General features: G+C 64.0%; 16 protein-coding genes. 10 read left to right on the forward strand and 6 right to left on the reverse strand.

The genetic code is table 11. The annotated features are described in order from the left end of the window. Positions 1-203: 203 nt before the first annotated feature. Positions 204-1,400 (forward strand): GGDEF domain-containing protein, encoded by a 1,197-nt coding sequence (locus DFR46_RS09325; RefSeq protein ID WP_116236203.1) that lies wholly within the window; start codon positions 204-206, stop codon positions 1,398-1,400. 12 nt (positions 1,401-1,412) lie between these two features. Here the strand turns inward: DFR46_RS09325 and DFR46_RS09330 are convergent, their stop codons facing one another. Then, on the reverse strand, positions 1,413-2,228 hold the full coding sequence (locus DFR46_RS09330; protein WP_116236204.1) for a hypothetical protein: 816 nt from the start codon (positions 2,226-2,228) through the stop codon (positions 1,413-1,415). A 448-nt stretch (positions 2,229-2,676) separates the two neighbouring features. Here DFR46_RS09330 and DFR46_RS09335 point away from each other — a divergent pair, with 448 nt between their 5' ends. The 3 genes from DFR46_RS09335 (at position 2,677) to DFR46_RS09345 (ending at position 5,236) form a co-directional block, all read left to right on the forward strand. Next, positions 2,677-3,453 (forward strand): transglutaminase-like domain-containing protein, encoded by a 777-nt coding sequence (locus DFR46_RS09335; protein WP_116237250.1) that lies wholly within the window; start codon positions 2,677-2,679, stop codon positions 3,451-3,453. Between the two features lie 110 nt (positions 3,454-3,563). Further along, complete coding sequence (locus tag DFR46_RS09340; RefSeq protein ID WP_116236205.1) at positions 3,564-4,439, forward strand: alpha/beta hydrolase; 876 nt, start codon at positions 3,564-3,566, stop codon at positions 4,437-4,439. Positions 4,440-4,906: 467 nt separating this feature from the next. Then, positions 4,907-5,236: a UrcA family protein gene (locus tag DFR46_RS09345; protein WP_116236206.1), complete on the forward strand. Its 330-nt coding sequence runs from the start codon at positions 4,907-4,909 to the stop codon at positions 5,234-5,236. A 313-nt stretch (positions 5,237-5,549) separates the two neighbouring features. Here DFR46_RS09345 and DFR46_RS09350 read toward each other — a convergent pair whose 3' ends face one another. Both DFR46_RS09350 and DFR46_RS09355 read right to left on the reverse strand, forming a co-directional pair. Continuing rightward, positions 5,550-6,290, reverse strand: a complete 741-nt coding sequence (locus DFR46_RS09350) for a LytR/AlgR family response regulator transcription factor (protein WP_116236207.1) — start codon at positions 6,288-6,290, stop codon at positions 5,550-5,552. Between the two features lie 25 nt (positions 6,291-6,315). Next, entirely contained in the window at positions 6,316-7,458 is a 1,143-nt protein-coding gene (locus tag DFR46_RS09355) for a sensor histidine kinase (RefSeq protein WP_116236208.1), read from the reverse strand. A 161-nt stretch (positions 7,459-7,619) separates the two neighbouring features. Between DFR46_RS09355 and DFR46_RS14830 the strand changes: the two genes are divergently transcribed. The 4 genes from DFR46_RS14830 to DFR46_RS09370 all read left to right on the forward strand — a co-directional run bounded on the left by DFR46_RS14830 (position 7,620) and on the right by DFR46_RS09370 (position 9,933). Further along, positions 7,620-7,793 (forward strand): hypothetical protein, encoded by a 174-nt coding sequence (locus tag DFR46_RS14830; protein WP_162843453.1) that lies wholly within the window; start codon positions 7,620-7,622, stop codon positions 7,791-7,793. A gap of 208 nt (positions 7,794-8,001) precedes the next feature. Then, entirely contained in the window at positions 8,002-8,553 is a 552-nt protein-coding gene (locus DFR46_RS09360) for a hypothetical protein (protein WP_116237251.1), read from the forward strand. An 80-nt stretch (positions 8,554-8,633) separates the two neighbouring features. Then, a complete protein-coding gene (locus tag DFR46_RS09365) occupies positions 8,634-9,086 on the forward strand; it encodes a hypothetical protein (RefSeq protein WP_116236209.1) in 453 nt (150 codons plus the stop codon). A 4-nt stretch (positions 9,087-9,090) separates the two neighbouring features. Further along, the gene (locus DFR46_RS09370; RefSeq protein ID WP_116236210.1) at positions 9,091-9,933 is read left to right on the forward strand and encodes a class I mannose-6-phosphate isomerase; all 843 of its coding nucleotides are present in this window, start codon (positions 9,091-9,093) and stop codon (positions 9,931-9,933) included. 9 nt (positions 9,934-9,942) lie between these two features. Here the strand turns inward: DFR46_RS09370 and DFR46_RS09375 are convergent, their stop codons facing one another. The 3 genes from DFR46_RS09375 to DFR46_RS09385 form a co-directional block, all read right to left on the reverse strand. Continuing rightward, the gene (locus DFR46_RS09375; RefSeq protein ID WP_147297658.1) at positions 9,943-10,557 is read right to left on the reverse strand and encodes a hypothetical protein; all 615 of its coding nucleotides are present in this window, start codon (positions 10,555-10,557) and stop codon (positions 9,943-9,945) included. 111 nt (positions 10,558-10,668) lie between these two features. Beyond that, positions 10,669-11,451: an NUDIX hydrolase gene (locus DFR46_RS09380; protein WP_116236212.1), complete on the reverse strand. Its 783-nt coding sequence runs from the start codon at positions 11,449-11,451 to the stop codon at positions 10,669-10,671. Positions 11,452-11,493: 42 nt separating this feature from the next. Next, positions 11,494-12,270 (reverse strand): M15 family metallopeptidase, encoded by a 777-nt coding sequence (locus DFR46_RS09385; RefSeq protein ID WP_211306411.1) that lies wholly within the window; start codon positions 12,268-12,270, stop codon positions 11,494-11,496. Positions 12,271-12,411: 141 nt separating this feature from the next. Here DFR46_RS09385 and DFR46_RS09390 point away from each other — a divergent pair, with 141 nt between their 5' ends. After that, on the forward strand, positions 12,412-12,717 hold the full coding sequence (locus DFR46_RS09390) for a chorismate mutase (RefSeq protein ID WP_116237253.1): 306 nt from the start codon (positions 12,412-12,414) through the stop codon (positions 12,715-12,717). Between the two features lie 19 nt (positions 12,718-12,736). Then, positions 12,737-14,476 (forward strand): amidohydrolase, encoded by a 1,740-nt coding sequence (locus DFR46_RS09395; RefSeq protein WP_162843454.1) that lies wholly within the window; start codon positions 12,737-12,739, stop codon positions 14,474-14,476. The last annotated feature ends 19 nt before the right edge of the window (positions 14,477-14,495 follow it).

A 14,495-nucleotide genomic window follows, 5' to 3' on the forward strand; every position in this document is an offset into this window, starting at 1 on the left:
CTTTGAGAGCAAGAATCGCTCTCACCTGCGCCCCGACATAGCGATACGCGGGCCATTGCCCAAGGATCGGGCGAGCTAAAAATCGTCAGCTGCGGCCCTCGGTTCAGGAACCCGGGCGGCGGCGCGGCCCGCCTTATCCCGCTGTTAACCCTCGGCAGCTATCATTTGGCCCGGGGCGGCGACCAGAACAGGCCGATCGCAGAATGAATACAGGGACCAATGCCATTGAGCGCCTTATGGCGGCCGGAATTTCAAGCCGGACGACACTGGACGACGCGCTGCGCATCTCCGCTGTGCGGCATATGGCCGAGCAGGAAAAATCGGCGCTGGGCGCCGGACTTTTCGGGGTCGTTGCAATTGCGCTGGCCGCCCTGTTTCGCGATCATGGAGCCTGGCTCGGGCCGGTGCTCGCCCTGCGGCTTCTCTGCATGGCTCATACCTATACCATCTGCGTCGACATCCTCGCGCTGATCGAAGCGGACAAGCCCCATGGCGCTGCGCTGAAACGGTTCGAGCGCGCCATGATCATCAACGGCCTGAGCTGGGGCCTCGTGCTCTGGCCGATCGGCGGCGCCTTTTTCACCGGCATGCCCACTCTTATCATCATCCTTACAGCGCTCGTCTCCATGTCGCTTCTGGTGCTGGCGATCGCCATCGAACGGCGGAGCATGCTCTGCGCTATCGGGGGTTTTGCCGTTTCCGCCCTGGCGCCGATGATCCTGGCTATCCAGTCGCTCGGCCTGTTACCGCTCATCGGCAGCATCGGGTTCGTCCTGGCCATTGCCGTTTATGGCGCCCGCCATGGCGAACTGGTGCGCGGCTGGCTGCGCGTCAGGATCGAGAACCAGCAGCTGGCCGAAACGCTGGGAGAAACCAATGCCCGGCTTTCCGAAGCGCTTTCGACGGCCGAGCGGATGGCCGAAGAGGACAGCCTGACCGGCCTGCTCAATCGCCGCGCCTTCGAAAAATATGCCGGAGACCTGCTTCTCGCGACCGGTCAGGATCGCAACGTCTATCTGCTGCTGGCGGATCTCGACCGGTTCAAGGCAATCAACGACAATTTCGGCCATGCGATCGGCGATGTCGTGCTGGAACTTACCTCGGAAGTGATGATGGACACCTGCGGTCCGGACGCCGTCTGCGCGCGCTGGGGCGGCGAGGAATTTCTGATCGCCATGGCCGCCCCCGACCGGGCGAGCGCGGAAAGTGTCATCCAGTCGCTGACCGCCGGGATCAGGGCCGTCAGCTGGCGGCTGGGGATCGAGGGCATTGCCGTATCCGCATCCTTCGGTCTTTCCCATTGGCGACTGGACGAGGATATGGACGCGGCCGTCGCCCGTGCCGACGGGGCCATGTATCGCGTGAAAAGCGCCCGACAGCATCACCGGCTAGCCGGCTAGCCGCCCGCCGCTTCACATCGCCAGGCGGTGCGGCACCGACTCAACTGCCGCGCCCGATGCCGATACCTTTTCGGCGATGACCCAGTCCTGCCCGCGGCGACACAGGAGAAAAACCGCAGTCTGGGCGAGCCGCGGCGTATCGATACGGACGCAGGCGAGACGGTTGTGCAGGATCTGGACATCCGCGACATGGCAGTTCTCGCGATGCAGATGCGGCGGCGCGGTATCGATACGCGCGATGAAGCTGGCCATGTCTTCCGCGACCAGCCCCCGTTCGCAGCCGTGCCGCTTTGCCGACCAGTTCTCGTCCGCAATCGCGTGTAGCTCTTGCCGTTCGCACCGCTCGACCGCATCGTAAAAACGCTCCAGGGTCGCGAGGACGTCGGGCTCCGCGGTCTTGAACTGCATTGCCGCTTCATTGTCGCCATGTTCGGCGGTCACCGATATCTCGCTGGCGATGCGCCATTGGCCATCGACGAAGAACAGCAGCAGGAGCGCGGCCTTCTCCTTCGCCCAGTCGTCAAGCCGGGCCACGGCCAGCCCGTCGCGGAAAATCTGCAGGCTGGTCAGCCAGACGCCGCCAGCCCAATCGAGCGGCTCCGCCGCGCTTTCGATGGAAACCGCATTTCCCGCGAAATGGAGCTTGTCGCCACCGCCATTGAGCTTGCGGCGGCTCCATGAGGGATCGCGCATACGATCGAGCACGGGTTTTTCGGACAGCGAGAGGGCGGCGAGATAGCGCGCGACAGCACGTTCCGCTTCAGCATAGCTGTTGCTGGCCTTCCAGGCGGTTATGCCGCCGGTTCGCGCTACTTCCAAAAAAGCCACTCGGACCTACTCCCTGATCCCGCATCGTGATCATACGTTGCCGTGCTCTGTACTCGGTCCCCCATCAGGGGCAGCAACCTATTAGACAAACGACATCTGTCGTTCGGCGAATATTGCTTCAGGACAGACAAACAGCAGGTTTGTGACAGTCTGTTACGCGTCTCTGTTCCAATATTTCCCGGCACGTCGCGCCCGCCTCTCACTGACTCACTGTATTATACCAATAACTCACATGGTGCTTCAGTTCAATGCGTATCTGTCAGCCTGCCATGCCGCGCGCACAGCCTGTCGCGGAAACAGCGGCGGATCGGGCGGATCGGCGGGAAATATGCCGGCCGGCAGTCGCAAACAACTTGCACATGATATATGTCGCCTCCACCTGTTGCGCGGTATGCAGCGCCTGCGCCGCGCCGTATGCGATTCCCTCCGGCTGAGTTGGTTCCCGTCCATGCGTCTCTCGATCCACGCCCTGCTCGATTATCTTATAGAAGACGAAGCCGATATCCTGCTGCAGATCGAGGCGGCCGCCGACGCGGCCTCGCAGCACGTGATCGATGGCGGCATAACCGCCTCCACCACACTGCGCCCGGCGCCTGTCGCGGCCGGAATCGGACAGCGCAGCTGGGCGCGCGCGACCGGCCCCTTCCGGGCCGAGTATCGCGCAACCGTGGAGGTCGAACGCCCATCGGTGGATATTGCCGGGCTCCCCGCCACACCGCATCATGCGCTGCCCGGCGATGCCGTGCCTTTCCTGTGGCCGAGCCGCTATTGCCAGTCGGACCAGTTTACGCGCTTCGTTGCCGATACATTCAGCGCACTGACGGACGGCGCCAGGATCCTTGCCATGGCGGACTGGATCCATACGCAGCTCTCCTATGTGCCCGGATCGAGCGATGCGGGCACCAGCGCGGCCGACACCTTCCTTTCCCGCAAGGGGATCTGTCGCGACTATGCGCATCTCCTGATCAGCTTCGCGCGCGCGGCCGGCATCCCGGCGCGCATGGTTTCCGCCTATGCCTGGGCGCTGGAGCCACAGGATTTCCATGCCGTGACCGAAGTCTGGCTCGATGGCGGCTGGCACATGATCGATGCGACGCGCATGGCGCCGGTGGAAGGCCTGGTGCCGATCATCGCCGGGCGCGACGCCACCGATATCGCCTTCATGACGATCTTCGGCCGCGGCGTTCTGCGCGAACAGGCGGTAACCGTGGAGCGGTTGGATTAATTTGTCAGAACATTGCTTACGCAACGTCGCCGCACCCGCCCGCTCCCGCTCCCGGCCTGCCCGGCCTTTCGATATCGACTTTTCGGGCCGCCATCCGTAGTTCCGGGATCATGATCCGCTATATCCTTATCGCCCTTGTGCTGACGATCATCGGGCTCGGCATATATGTCTATTCCGCCGACAAGCTGTTCCTGTTCAACCGCCTCGTGCCCAAGGATGCCGGCTCCGAACGGATCGGGCGGGATATCGCCTTCGGCAACGCCTATCGCCAGCGGCTCGATATCTATGCGCCGACCGGCCTGAGCAGCGACGCGGCGCTGCCGGTGATCGTTTTCATCCATGGCGGCGGCTGGCGCGCGGGCGACAAGGCAGGCTACGAGTTTGCCGGACGCGCCTTTTCCGCGCGAGGCTTTGTCACCGTCGTCCCCAATTACCGGCTTTCCCCGACCGTCCATTTCCCGGACTTCGTCTCCGACGGCGCGGCGGCGCTGGGCTGGGTTCGCACGCATATCGCGGAACGCGGCGGCGATCCCGACCGCATCATCCTGGTCGGCCATAGCGCGGGCGCACACATCGCGGCGCTGCTCGCAATGGACGAACGCTGGCTCGGCGCAGACCGGGCGGCGGTTGCCGGCTGGGTCGGCATGGCCGGGCCTTATGATTTCCTGCCGCTCGACACGCCGGCCACGCGCGGGGCGTTCGGCAATACGGTCGATCTCGACACGACCCAGCCGATCAACTTCGCAAGCGCCGACGATCCGCCCGCCCTGCTCCTCCATGGCAGCGAAGACACGACCGTCAAACCCCGGCAGAGTACGCGGCTGACTGATCGGCTCGAAGCCGCCGGGGTCGAGGTTCGCCATGTCGTCTATGACGGGATCGGCCATATCCGGATCATGACGGCGCTGTCCCGCTGGACCCGCAGCTCGGTGGCATCGCTGAACGATATCGAGGCTTTTGCGCGGGAGGTGAGTGCGCAAGACTGACTGATTGGGGTTTGGTTTGGCGCTTTGTCTGTCAGACCCGGCCTGGCGGCCGAGCGCGGCACCGGCCCTCTCCCCCACCCGGCCTCCCACTCAGTGTATTCTATGGGAGGCCGGGTGGGGGAGAGGGCCGGTGCCGCGACGTTGCGCTAGCAACGTTCTGACAAGAAAATCCGGTGCGGCGATTTCCTGCGAAGAAAATTCTGACGAACAGAATGCCAGCCGCCACCAAACGCCTCGTACACCTCCGAACCGAGCCAACCCTGCGGCGAGCGGAATCCTTGATCGACACAATTCCGACGTTTGTCGATTTGACGCAAAGCCATGCCTGATCGTCGATCCGCGCGCGACCCCGCGGCCCGGCTCCCCTATATCCATGATCGACGGCGAGATCGGGACCACCCGGCAACCGACCGTCGACCGGACCCGCCGGGATTGTCCCGGAGGGCCGAGGTTCAGGAGTTTTCGTTATGAAGAAAGTAGCTTTTGCAGTCGCAGCGGTCGCCATGGCGGGTACGATGACCCATGTCACCACCTCCCCTGCCCTTGCCGGTATGGCAACAGCGGAAACCGTCACCATCGACACCGCAGCCTATAATCTGCGTACGGTAGCGGGATATGGCCTGATGACCGACCGGATCGACCGGGCGGCGAAACAGGTCTGCGGCACAGTCGACGTGCGCGACATTGCCGGTGCCTATGAGGTGCGCAGCTGCCAGGCGGGGGCCACCGCCGACGCCCTGGCCCAGCTGAACGGCGTAGCCCGCCCGCCATCGGTTACGGTTGGCGCCTCGCGCTAACCGATACGGCCCTGACCAGCCCCTTCAGGGCCTGAACAGAACACCCCCGGGATCCCCTCTCCCGGGGGTGTTTTGGTTTTTGGGTTGGGGAATTGTTTTCCTGTCGGACTCAACCGGTCCGTCGAGCGCCGTGATATTCTTGTCAGACCTTCGGCTTCACCTCAGGCGCGGCGCCGGCCCGCTCCCCACTCAGTATATTCTATGGCAGGCCCGGTGGGGGAGCGGGCTGGTGCGGCGACGTTGCGCTAGCAACGTTCTGACACACTAAACCCGGTGCGGCGTTTAACCGACAGGTCGTGCCTGAAAAATCCCACTACTTCCCGGCGATCTGCTTGACCTTTTTGAGGTATGTCCGGCCGATCCGCACTTCGGCGCCATCGGTCATTTCGGCATACCAGCCGCCCGATCCATCGTGACGGAGCTTGGCGATCCGGTCGCGGTTCAGGATCGAGGAGCGGTGGACGCGGATGAAGCGTTCGGGGTCGAGCCGCTCTTCGAGATGGCTGATCGTCTGGTGCAGCAGATAGCTGCGCTCACCGATATGGAGCCGCATATAATCGCGCTCGGCCTCGACCCGGTCGATATCGTCGGCGGCGAGGCGGATGACTTCGGAGCGGTGCGGCACCCAGAATTCTTCGGTCCAGGGGGAAGGCTCGGCCTCGGTCTCGGGAGCATCGCGCAGCTGCTCGGTCACGCGGACCAGCGCCTTTTCCAGGCGCTCCGGCGCAACCGGCTTCAGCAGATAATCGACGGCCGCGACGTCGAACGCCTCGACCGCGAACTTGTCGAACGCGGTGACGAAGATGATAGCCGGCGCAAGATCGACCCCGTCGAGTGCACGGGCAACCTCCATCCCGTCCATGCCGGGCATGGCGATATCGAGGAGCAGCAACTCCGGCTGCAACGCTTCCACCATCCGCAGGGCGGCCTCCCCGTCCTGCGCGGTGCCGATCAGATCGATGCCCTCGGTGCGTGCGCACAATATCTGCATGCGCTCGATCGCGAGCGGCTCATCATCGACAAGCAGTGTACGGAGCGGTTTTGGTTCGGTCATGGTCTGGAAGTCCCCCGTCTCGGCTTTAACAGCTTTCGCGGTTTATCGGCAATTCAAGAGTGACGAGAAAGCCGCCGCCCGGGCTGGGGCCCCAGGTGACATTGCTGTCTTCGCCATAGCGCGCATCGAGCCGTTCATAGACATTGTTGAGGCCAACGCCGGTGCCGTGCGGTGCATCGTCCGGCAGCGGATCGCCATCGTCGGCGACCGTGATGATCAGCTTGCCATTCTCTTCGCGCGCATGGATCGCCACCTTCACCGGGCGGCGGACCCGCGACACACCATATTTGATCGCATTCTCGACAACCGGCTGGAGAATCAGCGCCGGCACGCAGCAGCCGTTGAGCGACTTGGGCACTTCGATATCGACGATCAGCCGTTCGGGGAAACGCACCGCCTCGATATCGAGATAGAGCCGCTGGAGCCGGATTTCCTCTTCGAGCGAAACATCGTCCGCCGGTTCGGCGGTCAGGCTGGTGCGGTAGAAAGTGGAAAGGTTGAGAATCATCTGTTCGGCCTCGTCGCGCCGGTCTCGCATGACGAGCGACGAGAGAACATTGAGCGTGTTGAACAGGAAATGCGGATTGACCTGGTAACGCAGCGCCCGGAGCTGGGCCGTCTGGGCTTCCTGCGCGAAGATCGCGGCGCGGCGCTCCGCCTGGCGCACGATCTGCGCATAGCCGAGCGCCATGTAAAGCAGCGTCCAGGCGATCACGACGAAATAGCGCGACATGACCTGCTCGGCAAAGCCGCGCCACATGGCATAGGGATCGAGCGCACGGAATTCCGCGAACAGCTCCCGCTCCTCTTTCCATTCCTCTCCGGCAAACAGCTGGAGCGGGTCGGAAATCTCGAAAATATAGAGATTGAAGGCGCCGATGGCCGCGGCGATCGGCAGGGCGGCGGCAAAGGCAATCGGAATGCGCCAGCGCAGGGGCCGGTCGGCGAAGCGCTCGAGGAAGAGATAGAGCAGGAAGGTCAGACCGATCGCGAGCGCGGTAACGACAACCCGGTAGATCAGCATATCGGACTGGCCCGGATAGCCGAGAATCGCCGCGCGGATCGTTACGACCGCGAAGTAAAACCCCCACAGACCGGTAATCGACACCAGGCCGAGCCGGTGCCCGATCAGGGTACTGCGTGTTGATTCGAATGGTTTGGCGTCCATGGGGGCCTTGTAACGCGTCGATTCCGATCCGTCTCGCGGCTGGGCGTTCCCAGTCGAACAGCCATTGCGCTTGGTCGATACGTTCGTCGAAAGCCCATTCCCCGGCTGGATGGGAACGAAACAGGGGGTTCCCGCATTGCATAGGGTAGAAAGGAGTTCCCATGACCGCACTATCAGACACCCCCGGCAAAGACCGCGAGGAGGAGGAACTGGAAGAGGGGCTGAAGGAAAGCTTCCCGGCTTCCGACCCGCCCGCCAACACCCAGCCGGGGCATGCGCAACCCATGCCCTCGTCAGGCTATGACGAGAAAGACGAGGGGAGAAAGAAGGGCTGACGGCAGCACCGGGCGGTCTCTCCCCCGACACTCCCGCTCGATGTTTTCGTGCAACAATATTGCGTCAATCCACATAAAATTGCGCAAAAACCTTGTCGAGTGGCAATAATACTGATTCAAAGGTGCAAGAGCGCCTTGTGGTTAACGCTTCGTCAACCTGTCGCGTCCCATAATGGCCCTATGGATCAATGACGAACCGGAGGGTTCGATGACCAAGGCAAATTCACCCCATACCGGCTCCGTCGCGCTGGCCGAGATGCAGGAATTTGCCACTTTCGAAGCCGCAACCCAGCGTTATGTTCGCCGTTCACTCGATGTCGGGCTGGACCGGCGGGACGCGATCCGGCGCTGGTCGCGTGATATGGTCGAGGCCGCCAGCATCAAGGCCCAGCGCGGCGTCTATCGCCGGCTCGACGACATTCGCGATATTATTCCCGACGATAGCGGCCTCGACAGCGTCGAACCCTTTATGGGGCCGCTGATTACCGTCTCTGCTTTCGATCTCGGACAGGACCGCCTGCCAAGCTTCGCGGCCTATCGTTTCCTCTATGAAAGGCTGCTCGGGCCCTATGTCCGGCCCTGGCTCCCCGGCTCCTTCTGTGCCGCAGCCGCGCTCCCGCATATCCACCCCGAACGGCGGCGAACCTTGTTGCAATCGATCAGCGAGGCGGCGGCGACGGCGGCAGGATGGTCAAACCGAGCTCCGGCCTTCTTCCCCGACTGGGTGGAAAAAGTCCCCGAAAACGCCCTGCCGAATTAGGCCCCAGCACACGCTTCCGGTTTCGTATTTTTTCGACTATACCGGCTCCATCGGTCAGACGGCCAATTGGGAGTATAGCCATGAAATCCATAATAACACGCGGCGCAGCAGCCCTGCTCCTCGTTACAGCCATGCCAGCCTATGCCGGTACCATCGCAGCCTGCATCACCGAGGTTGAAGATCGTGACGGCGTGCGCAGTTTCACCGACTATGCGGTCGCCCGGTCTGAAGCCAGCATGGCCGATACCGGACCGCTCCGCGAAGCCGCGCGCAATGAATTGCGAAGCCGCAACAACGCCGACGGCCGGATCGTCTGCCACACCCATAACGGCCCAGGCCATTATGTTATCGTCGCCGGCGGCCTCGAACTGAACGGACGCCTGCGCCACCTGATCGGCATCGGCTTCGGCAACGACCGGGCCGAGGCGCTTTCGCGCAGCGACGACCGGCTGAACGATGTGATCGAATATAACACTTTCAGCAGAAGCGGCGGCGAGTTGACGGTAATCGAAGAAGGCGCCGTCGGCAGCTGAGCGGATGACCGCGGTCAGGCTGACCACCCGCACGATCGAGAAAGTCTGGGGCCGGCACCGGCTTGGCCTCGGCTTTGACGATGTTCCCGCAGGCGCCGAACCGGTCGGCGAGATCTGGTTCGAAGCGCCCGATGGCGCCGCTCCCGAACTGCTCGTCAAATATCTGTTCACCAGCGCCAGGCTGTCCGTGCAGGTCCATCCGGACGACGACCAGGCCCGGGCCCGCGGCCATGCGCGCGGCAAGGAGGAATGCTGGCTGATCCTCGACGCCGAACCGGAGGCGACGATCGGCATCGGCCTGACCGAAACGATTGACAGCACAGCGCTGCGCGCAGCGGCGCTCGACGGATCGATAGAGCGGCTGCTCGACTGGAAGCCGGTCGCGCCGGGCGATTTCTTCTATCTGACCGCCGGGACGATCCACGCGATCGGCGCGGGCGTCACGCTGCTCGAGGTCCAGCAGAATATCGATCTTACCTACCGGCTCTACGATTATGGCCGGCCGCGCACCCTGCATCTCGACGATGCCGCGGATGTGGCGGTGCGCACGCCCTGGCATGCGCCCGATGCCCCCGGCGAGGTTGCGCCCGGCCGGACTATCCTGGCCGCGGGCCGCAAATTCGTTCTCGAACAGTGGAGCGGCGACCATGCGGGCCGACTGGGCCATGCCGATAGCGGGCCCTGTTGGCTGATTCCCCTGGAAGGCAGCGGCACCATCGATGGCCAGGACGCCGCCCCGGGCGGCGTCTGGTATGCGTCCGACGCGGCGACGATCGCCTATTCCGGGGCGCTGTTGGTCGCCTATCCCGGCGGCAAGGTCGCCCCGGCGCTGCTCAAGGCCGCTTAGGCCCGGCGCCTAGATCCCGCCGTCCAGCAAACTCCGCACCTGCGCGCGCAGCGCTTCGGGCACGGCCGTTCCGACCAGCGGCTCCGCCGTGCGCGCATCGCGGATCGCCAGGCTCCGGGCGAGCCGGTTCTCGATCCCCAACCCGCGCAGCCCGGCATAGATGCGGGCCGTGGTTTCGGGATCGGCATGGATCGGCGTTTCGGCCTGCATGAGCCTTTCCTGGCCCGTACCGCAAACAAAGCCGACTAGTGCTTCGTCGCCGTCGCCGCCGGCGCGATCGAAGGCGAACAGGGGCGTGTCTTCGGTCTGGGGGATATCCATCAGGCTGCCGTCCGGCCCTGTCGCATGGGTCAGCCGACCCCGGACGACGCCCTGCGCACAATCGGCGGTGCCGGCGATCCGCGCCGTGCCGACCATCGCGCCATCCCGAAAATAGAAAAAGCTGAGCGGCCAGCTGCCCCTCTCGGCCAGCGATTGCTCATGGGATACGAAGGCCGACCCGGCTTCGTCGGCAAAGACGAGATAGGTGCCGCGGGGCGTCGGCAGGTCCATCGGTTCCTGCGCCGCGGCCGGGGCGGCCATCGCCGCCAGGGCGAGGGGTAGGAAAAGGCTGGGCTTGGGCATATCGGTTTTCTCCGGAGTCGGCGGCACACAGTCAGCGCAGCCCATTTTTAACGGCTTTGACGATCGCGCTTGTCAGTCCGCCGCTGAATATCCGCTGAAGGCGCGGCAGGATCAGCCGCGGGTCATCTGCGACAGTTTCTCACCTGTAACCGGATAGCCGGCATCGTCGGGAATGCGCAGCCAGGGTTCGCCATCGCGCTCCTCGACCCAGGGCGTAATCAGCTTCACCTCATGCGCTTCGGCATGGATGCGCGTTTCTTCATAGCTTTCGAAGATCGCCAGCCGCTCCAGATTGCGATGGGTCGGGAAGATGATCGAGCAGTTCCCCGCCTCGGCATCGTCGATCACGCGCTGAGCGCTTGCCCAGCGGCTCGACACGCTTTCACCGCCATCGGGCACATCCCTGGCGAGCTCCGGCGCCCGGGCGACAAAGAACCAGGTGTCGAAGGTGCGTTCCGTTTTGAAATTCGGTTTCCAGCGCGCCCAGGGGGTCAGCAGGTCAAGGTCAAGCTGCCAGCCGCCGCTCGCCAGCATCGCGCCGAAATCGGCTTCCTCGTGCAGGGCCTCGCGCAGCTGCATGGTTGCGCCATGATCGGGCAGTGGATCGAAGGCTACGGCCACGCCGGTTTCTTCCAGCGTCTCGCGAATCGCGGCGATGCGCGCCGCGGTCTGCAGGGCGTCGTCCGGGCGGGCGCGCACAATCGCATCATTTTCCGCCAGTGCATGGTCGCCCGGATCGATCCGCCCGCCGGGGAACACCATCGCCCCGCCGGCAAAGGCCATCTTCGCCGCCCGCTCGACCATCAGCAGCTCCGGCGCTCCGGCTGGCTGGTCGCGCACCAGCACGAGCGTGGCGGCGGGGATGGCGGGACTGGTGTTGGGTTCGTGAGACATACCCCCTTGCTACACTGGTTTACGTTTAGGGCAAGGGCACGTTTACAGCCGGGCTGCCTGCACATGCATCCAGTCATAATTGCGCTCACGACCAAGACTGATCCAGCCTTGCGCTTCCCAGATATCGAGAAAGGCCGCATAATCCGGCCCGGCCATCCGCGCCCGGTCCCGCCCCCAGCGCAGAGCATTGTGTGCGGGGTCGAAGTCAATCGCGATGCCCCAGCTGTGCATAGAGAGCGCCTTGCCGCCGCGCATGTTCCGAACATTCAGACTGCCACCGAACAGATCGAGGCCAAGATTTCGAAGCGCGGCTTCCCCGTAAAAATCCCGGATTTGCGCAAAGGCGCGTGCGGCGCTGTCATGCGCTTTCTCATGGATCGAAAAACGCCGGATAACCGCATCCCTGTCCCAGGCCAGCCGCATCGGGAAGGGCAGTTCGAGCATGGTTTGGCTTTGCCCGGGCTCACCGTAAAAGGCGCCTGCGTCCCGTTGCCGGGGGAAGATGGCGGGCTGGTGCGCGACCTCGGCGGCGCGAGGGGTCAGGCCGCGTAACCGGTTCTGCCATTGTTCGAGCGCGATCCGGGTTTGCGGACCCGTCAGGCCATCTATCGCTCCGGTTTCGATACCGGCCTCGGCCATAAGGCTCTGTTCAAGGGCAATCCTGCACCGGGGGTCGATCCAGTCGGCGATGGCGAGACCGTCCCCGATCAGGGCAAGGCGCGTAGCGCGGCGAGAAAGGTCGCCATAGCGTCCGTCTATCAGCCCGGCATAATGGCCCCTGGCGGCCAGCGCCCGTTGCAGTGTCCGGTCATCTATCATTGCAGTCTCATTTAGAACAAATGAGGAACATAAGTCCCACAGCCTGTATGGCGGATGAGCCGATCCTATCGCCGCCCGGCCTTTCGGGTTGCATCCTGCGGCCGGCCTCGCGACAAGGCTCGCCTGAGCAGGAGCCATGGCATGACCGACGACCCCCTTGCGCATTGGCGCGACCAGATAGACGAAATCGACGGACAGATGGTGGCGCTGCTCGCCAAGCGATTCAAGATTACAACCGATGTCGGCCGCTGGAAGGCGCAGAATGCCGTCGCGCCCGTCGACCCGGACCGCGAACGCCGGCAGGTGGAGCGGCTGCATGCGCTGGCCTCGGAAACCGGCCTCAGTGCGGACTTTCTGGAGCGGTTCCTGCGTATCATCATCGACGAGGTCGTTTCCCATCACCGCGCAATCCGCGATGAGGATTTCGAAGCGCCTTCACCGCTTTAGCTGCCTGAAGGAGACTGTCATGAACCGGTTCCTTTCCCTGCTGATCGCCCTGGCCCTAGCCGGCTGGCCATCCCTCGCGGCCGCCCAGGACCGGCAGGTTGCTACCGGCGCGGACACGATCATCTATCCGGCAACCGTCGTCACCATGGACGAGAGCCGGCCAACCGCCGGTGCGGTTGCCGTGCATCAGGGCATGATCAGCGCAGTGGGCGCGCTGGACGAGCTCATCGGCGCGTTGCCCGCTGCAACGGTGGACAGCCGCTTTGCCGACCGGGTGATCGCTCCCGGCTTTATCGATCCGCATATCCATATGGCGCTCTCTTCCATCCAATATGCGATGCCGCTGACGCCGCCCTGGGCCATGGCCGGCCCAGACGGAATGATCGAGGGCCTCGCCACCCGCGAAGCCTTTTTCGAGCGACTCCGCGCGATCGAGGCCGATGCGCCGCCGGGCGAGCCGCTGATAGTCTATGGCTTTCACGATCTGGTTCATGGCGATCTGGACCGGCACGATCTCGACGCCGTGACGACCGACAGGCCGCTGCTTGTCTGGCATTATTCAAGCCATGATTTCTATCTCAATACGCCGGCCCTGGACTGGGCCGGTATCGATGCCTCGCTGCACGACCGGTTCGAGGGCGTACCGCTGGGCGAAGACGGCCTGCCGATGGGCCGGGTGTTCGAGGATGCGCTGGCCGTGCTCCTGCAGAGCGTTGCGCCGCTGATCATGGCGCCCGACGTTCTGGAGAGCGGCCTGGAGAATTTCTCCGGCCTGCTGCGACAGGGCGGCGTCACCACCGTCGCCGACCTCGGATACGGAATTTTCAGCTATCCGCTGGAAGATGCCAATATCGCCAGCAACTGGGTATCGCCCGAGCATTCGGGCTATCGCGTCTATCTGGTTCCCGAATATCGCGCGCTCGAACGCCGCTTCGGCGAAAACCGGGTGCAGGCCGTGCGCGACATGGTGTCGGGCGTTTTGCCTACCCCCGCTCCGGTGCTGCCCCAGGTCAAATTCTTCACCGATGCGGCTTTCTATTCGCAGACCATGCGCATTTCCGAACCCGGCTATCTGGCCGGTCAGTCGGAGGGCAGCCAGGGATTGTGGGTGATTGAGCCGGATGCGCTGGTCGACACGATCCGCCCCTATTGGGATGCCGGTTTCGGCGTACGCATCCATTCCAATGGCGATGCTGCGCAGGAAGCAACACTCGATGCCCTCGCCGCGCTGCGCGCCGATGATACAGACCGCCGCTTCGTGTTCGAACATGCCGGGCTGTTCTCGCCGGAACAGGCAGCGCGCGCCGCAACGCTCAATGCGGCGATTTCGGCGGCCAGCCATTATGTTTACTATCTCGGCGAAGCGTATCAGGCGCCGCTCGGCGATCCGCGGGGAGACTGGATCCTGCCCCTGAACTCGCTATCCGACGCCGGCGTTCCGGTGACGCTGCATTCGGATGCGCCGCTCGCCCCGCCGCTGCCCCTGCGCGCGGCGAGCATCCACATGACGCGCGCGACGCGGGAAGGCGGCGCGCTGACGCCTGACGAACGGCTTTCGGCTGTCGAGGCGCTGGAGGCGATCACCATCGACGCAGCCTATGCGCTGGGGTTGGAGGGGGAAATCGGCTCGATCACGATCGGCAAGCGCGCCGATTTCACGGTCCTCAATGCCAATCCGCTCGAAACGCCGGGCGAAAACTGGGGTGAAATCGGCATCTGGGGCGTGGTTCTGGCGGGCGAGCCCCGGCCGCTGCCCTGAGCGAAACCGGCGGTCCGGT

The organism is Parasphingopyxis lamellibrachiae, from assembly GCF_003385775.1.
Classification (GTDB): Bacteria; Pseudomonadota; Alphaproteobacteria; order Sphingomonadales; family Sphingomonadaceae; genus Parasphingopyxis; species Parasphingopyxis lamellibrachiae.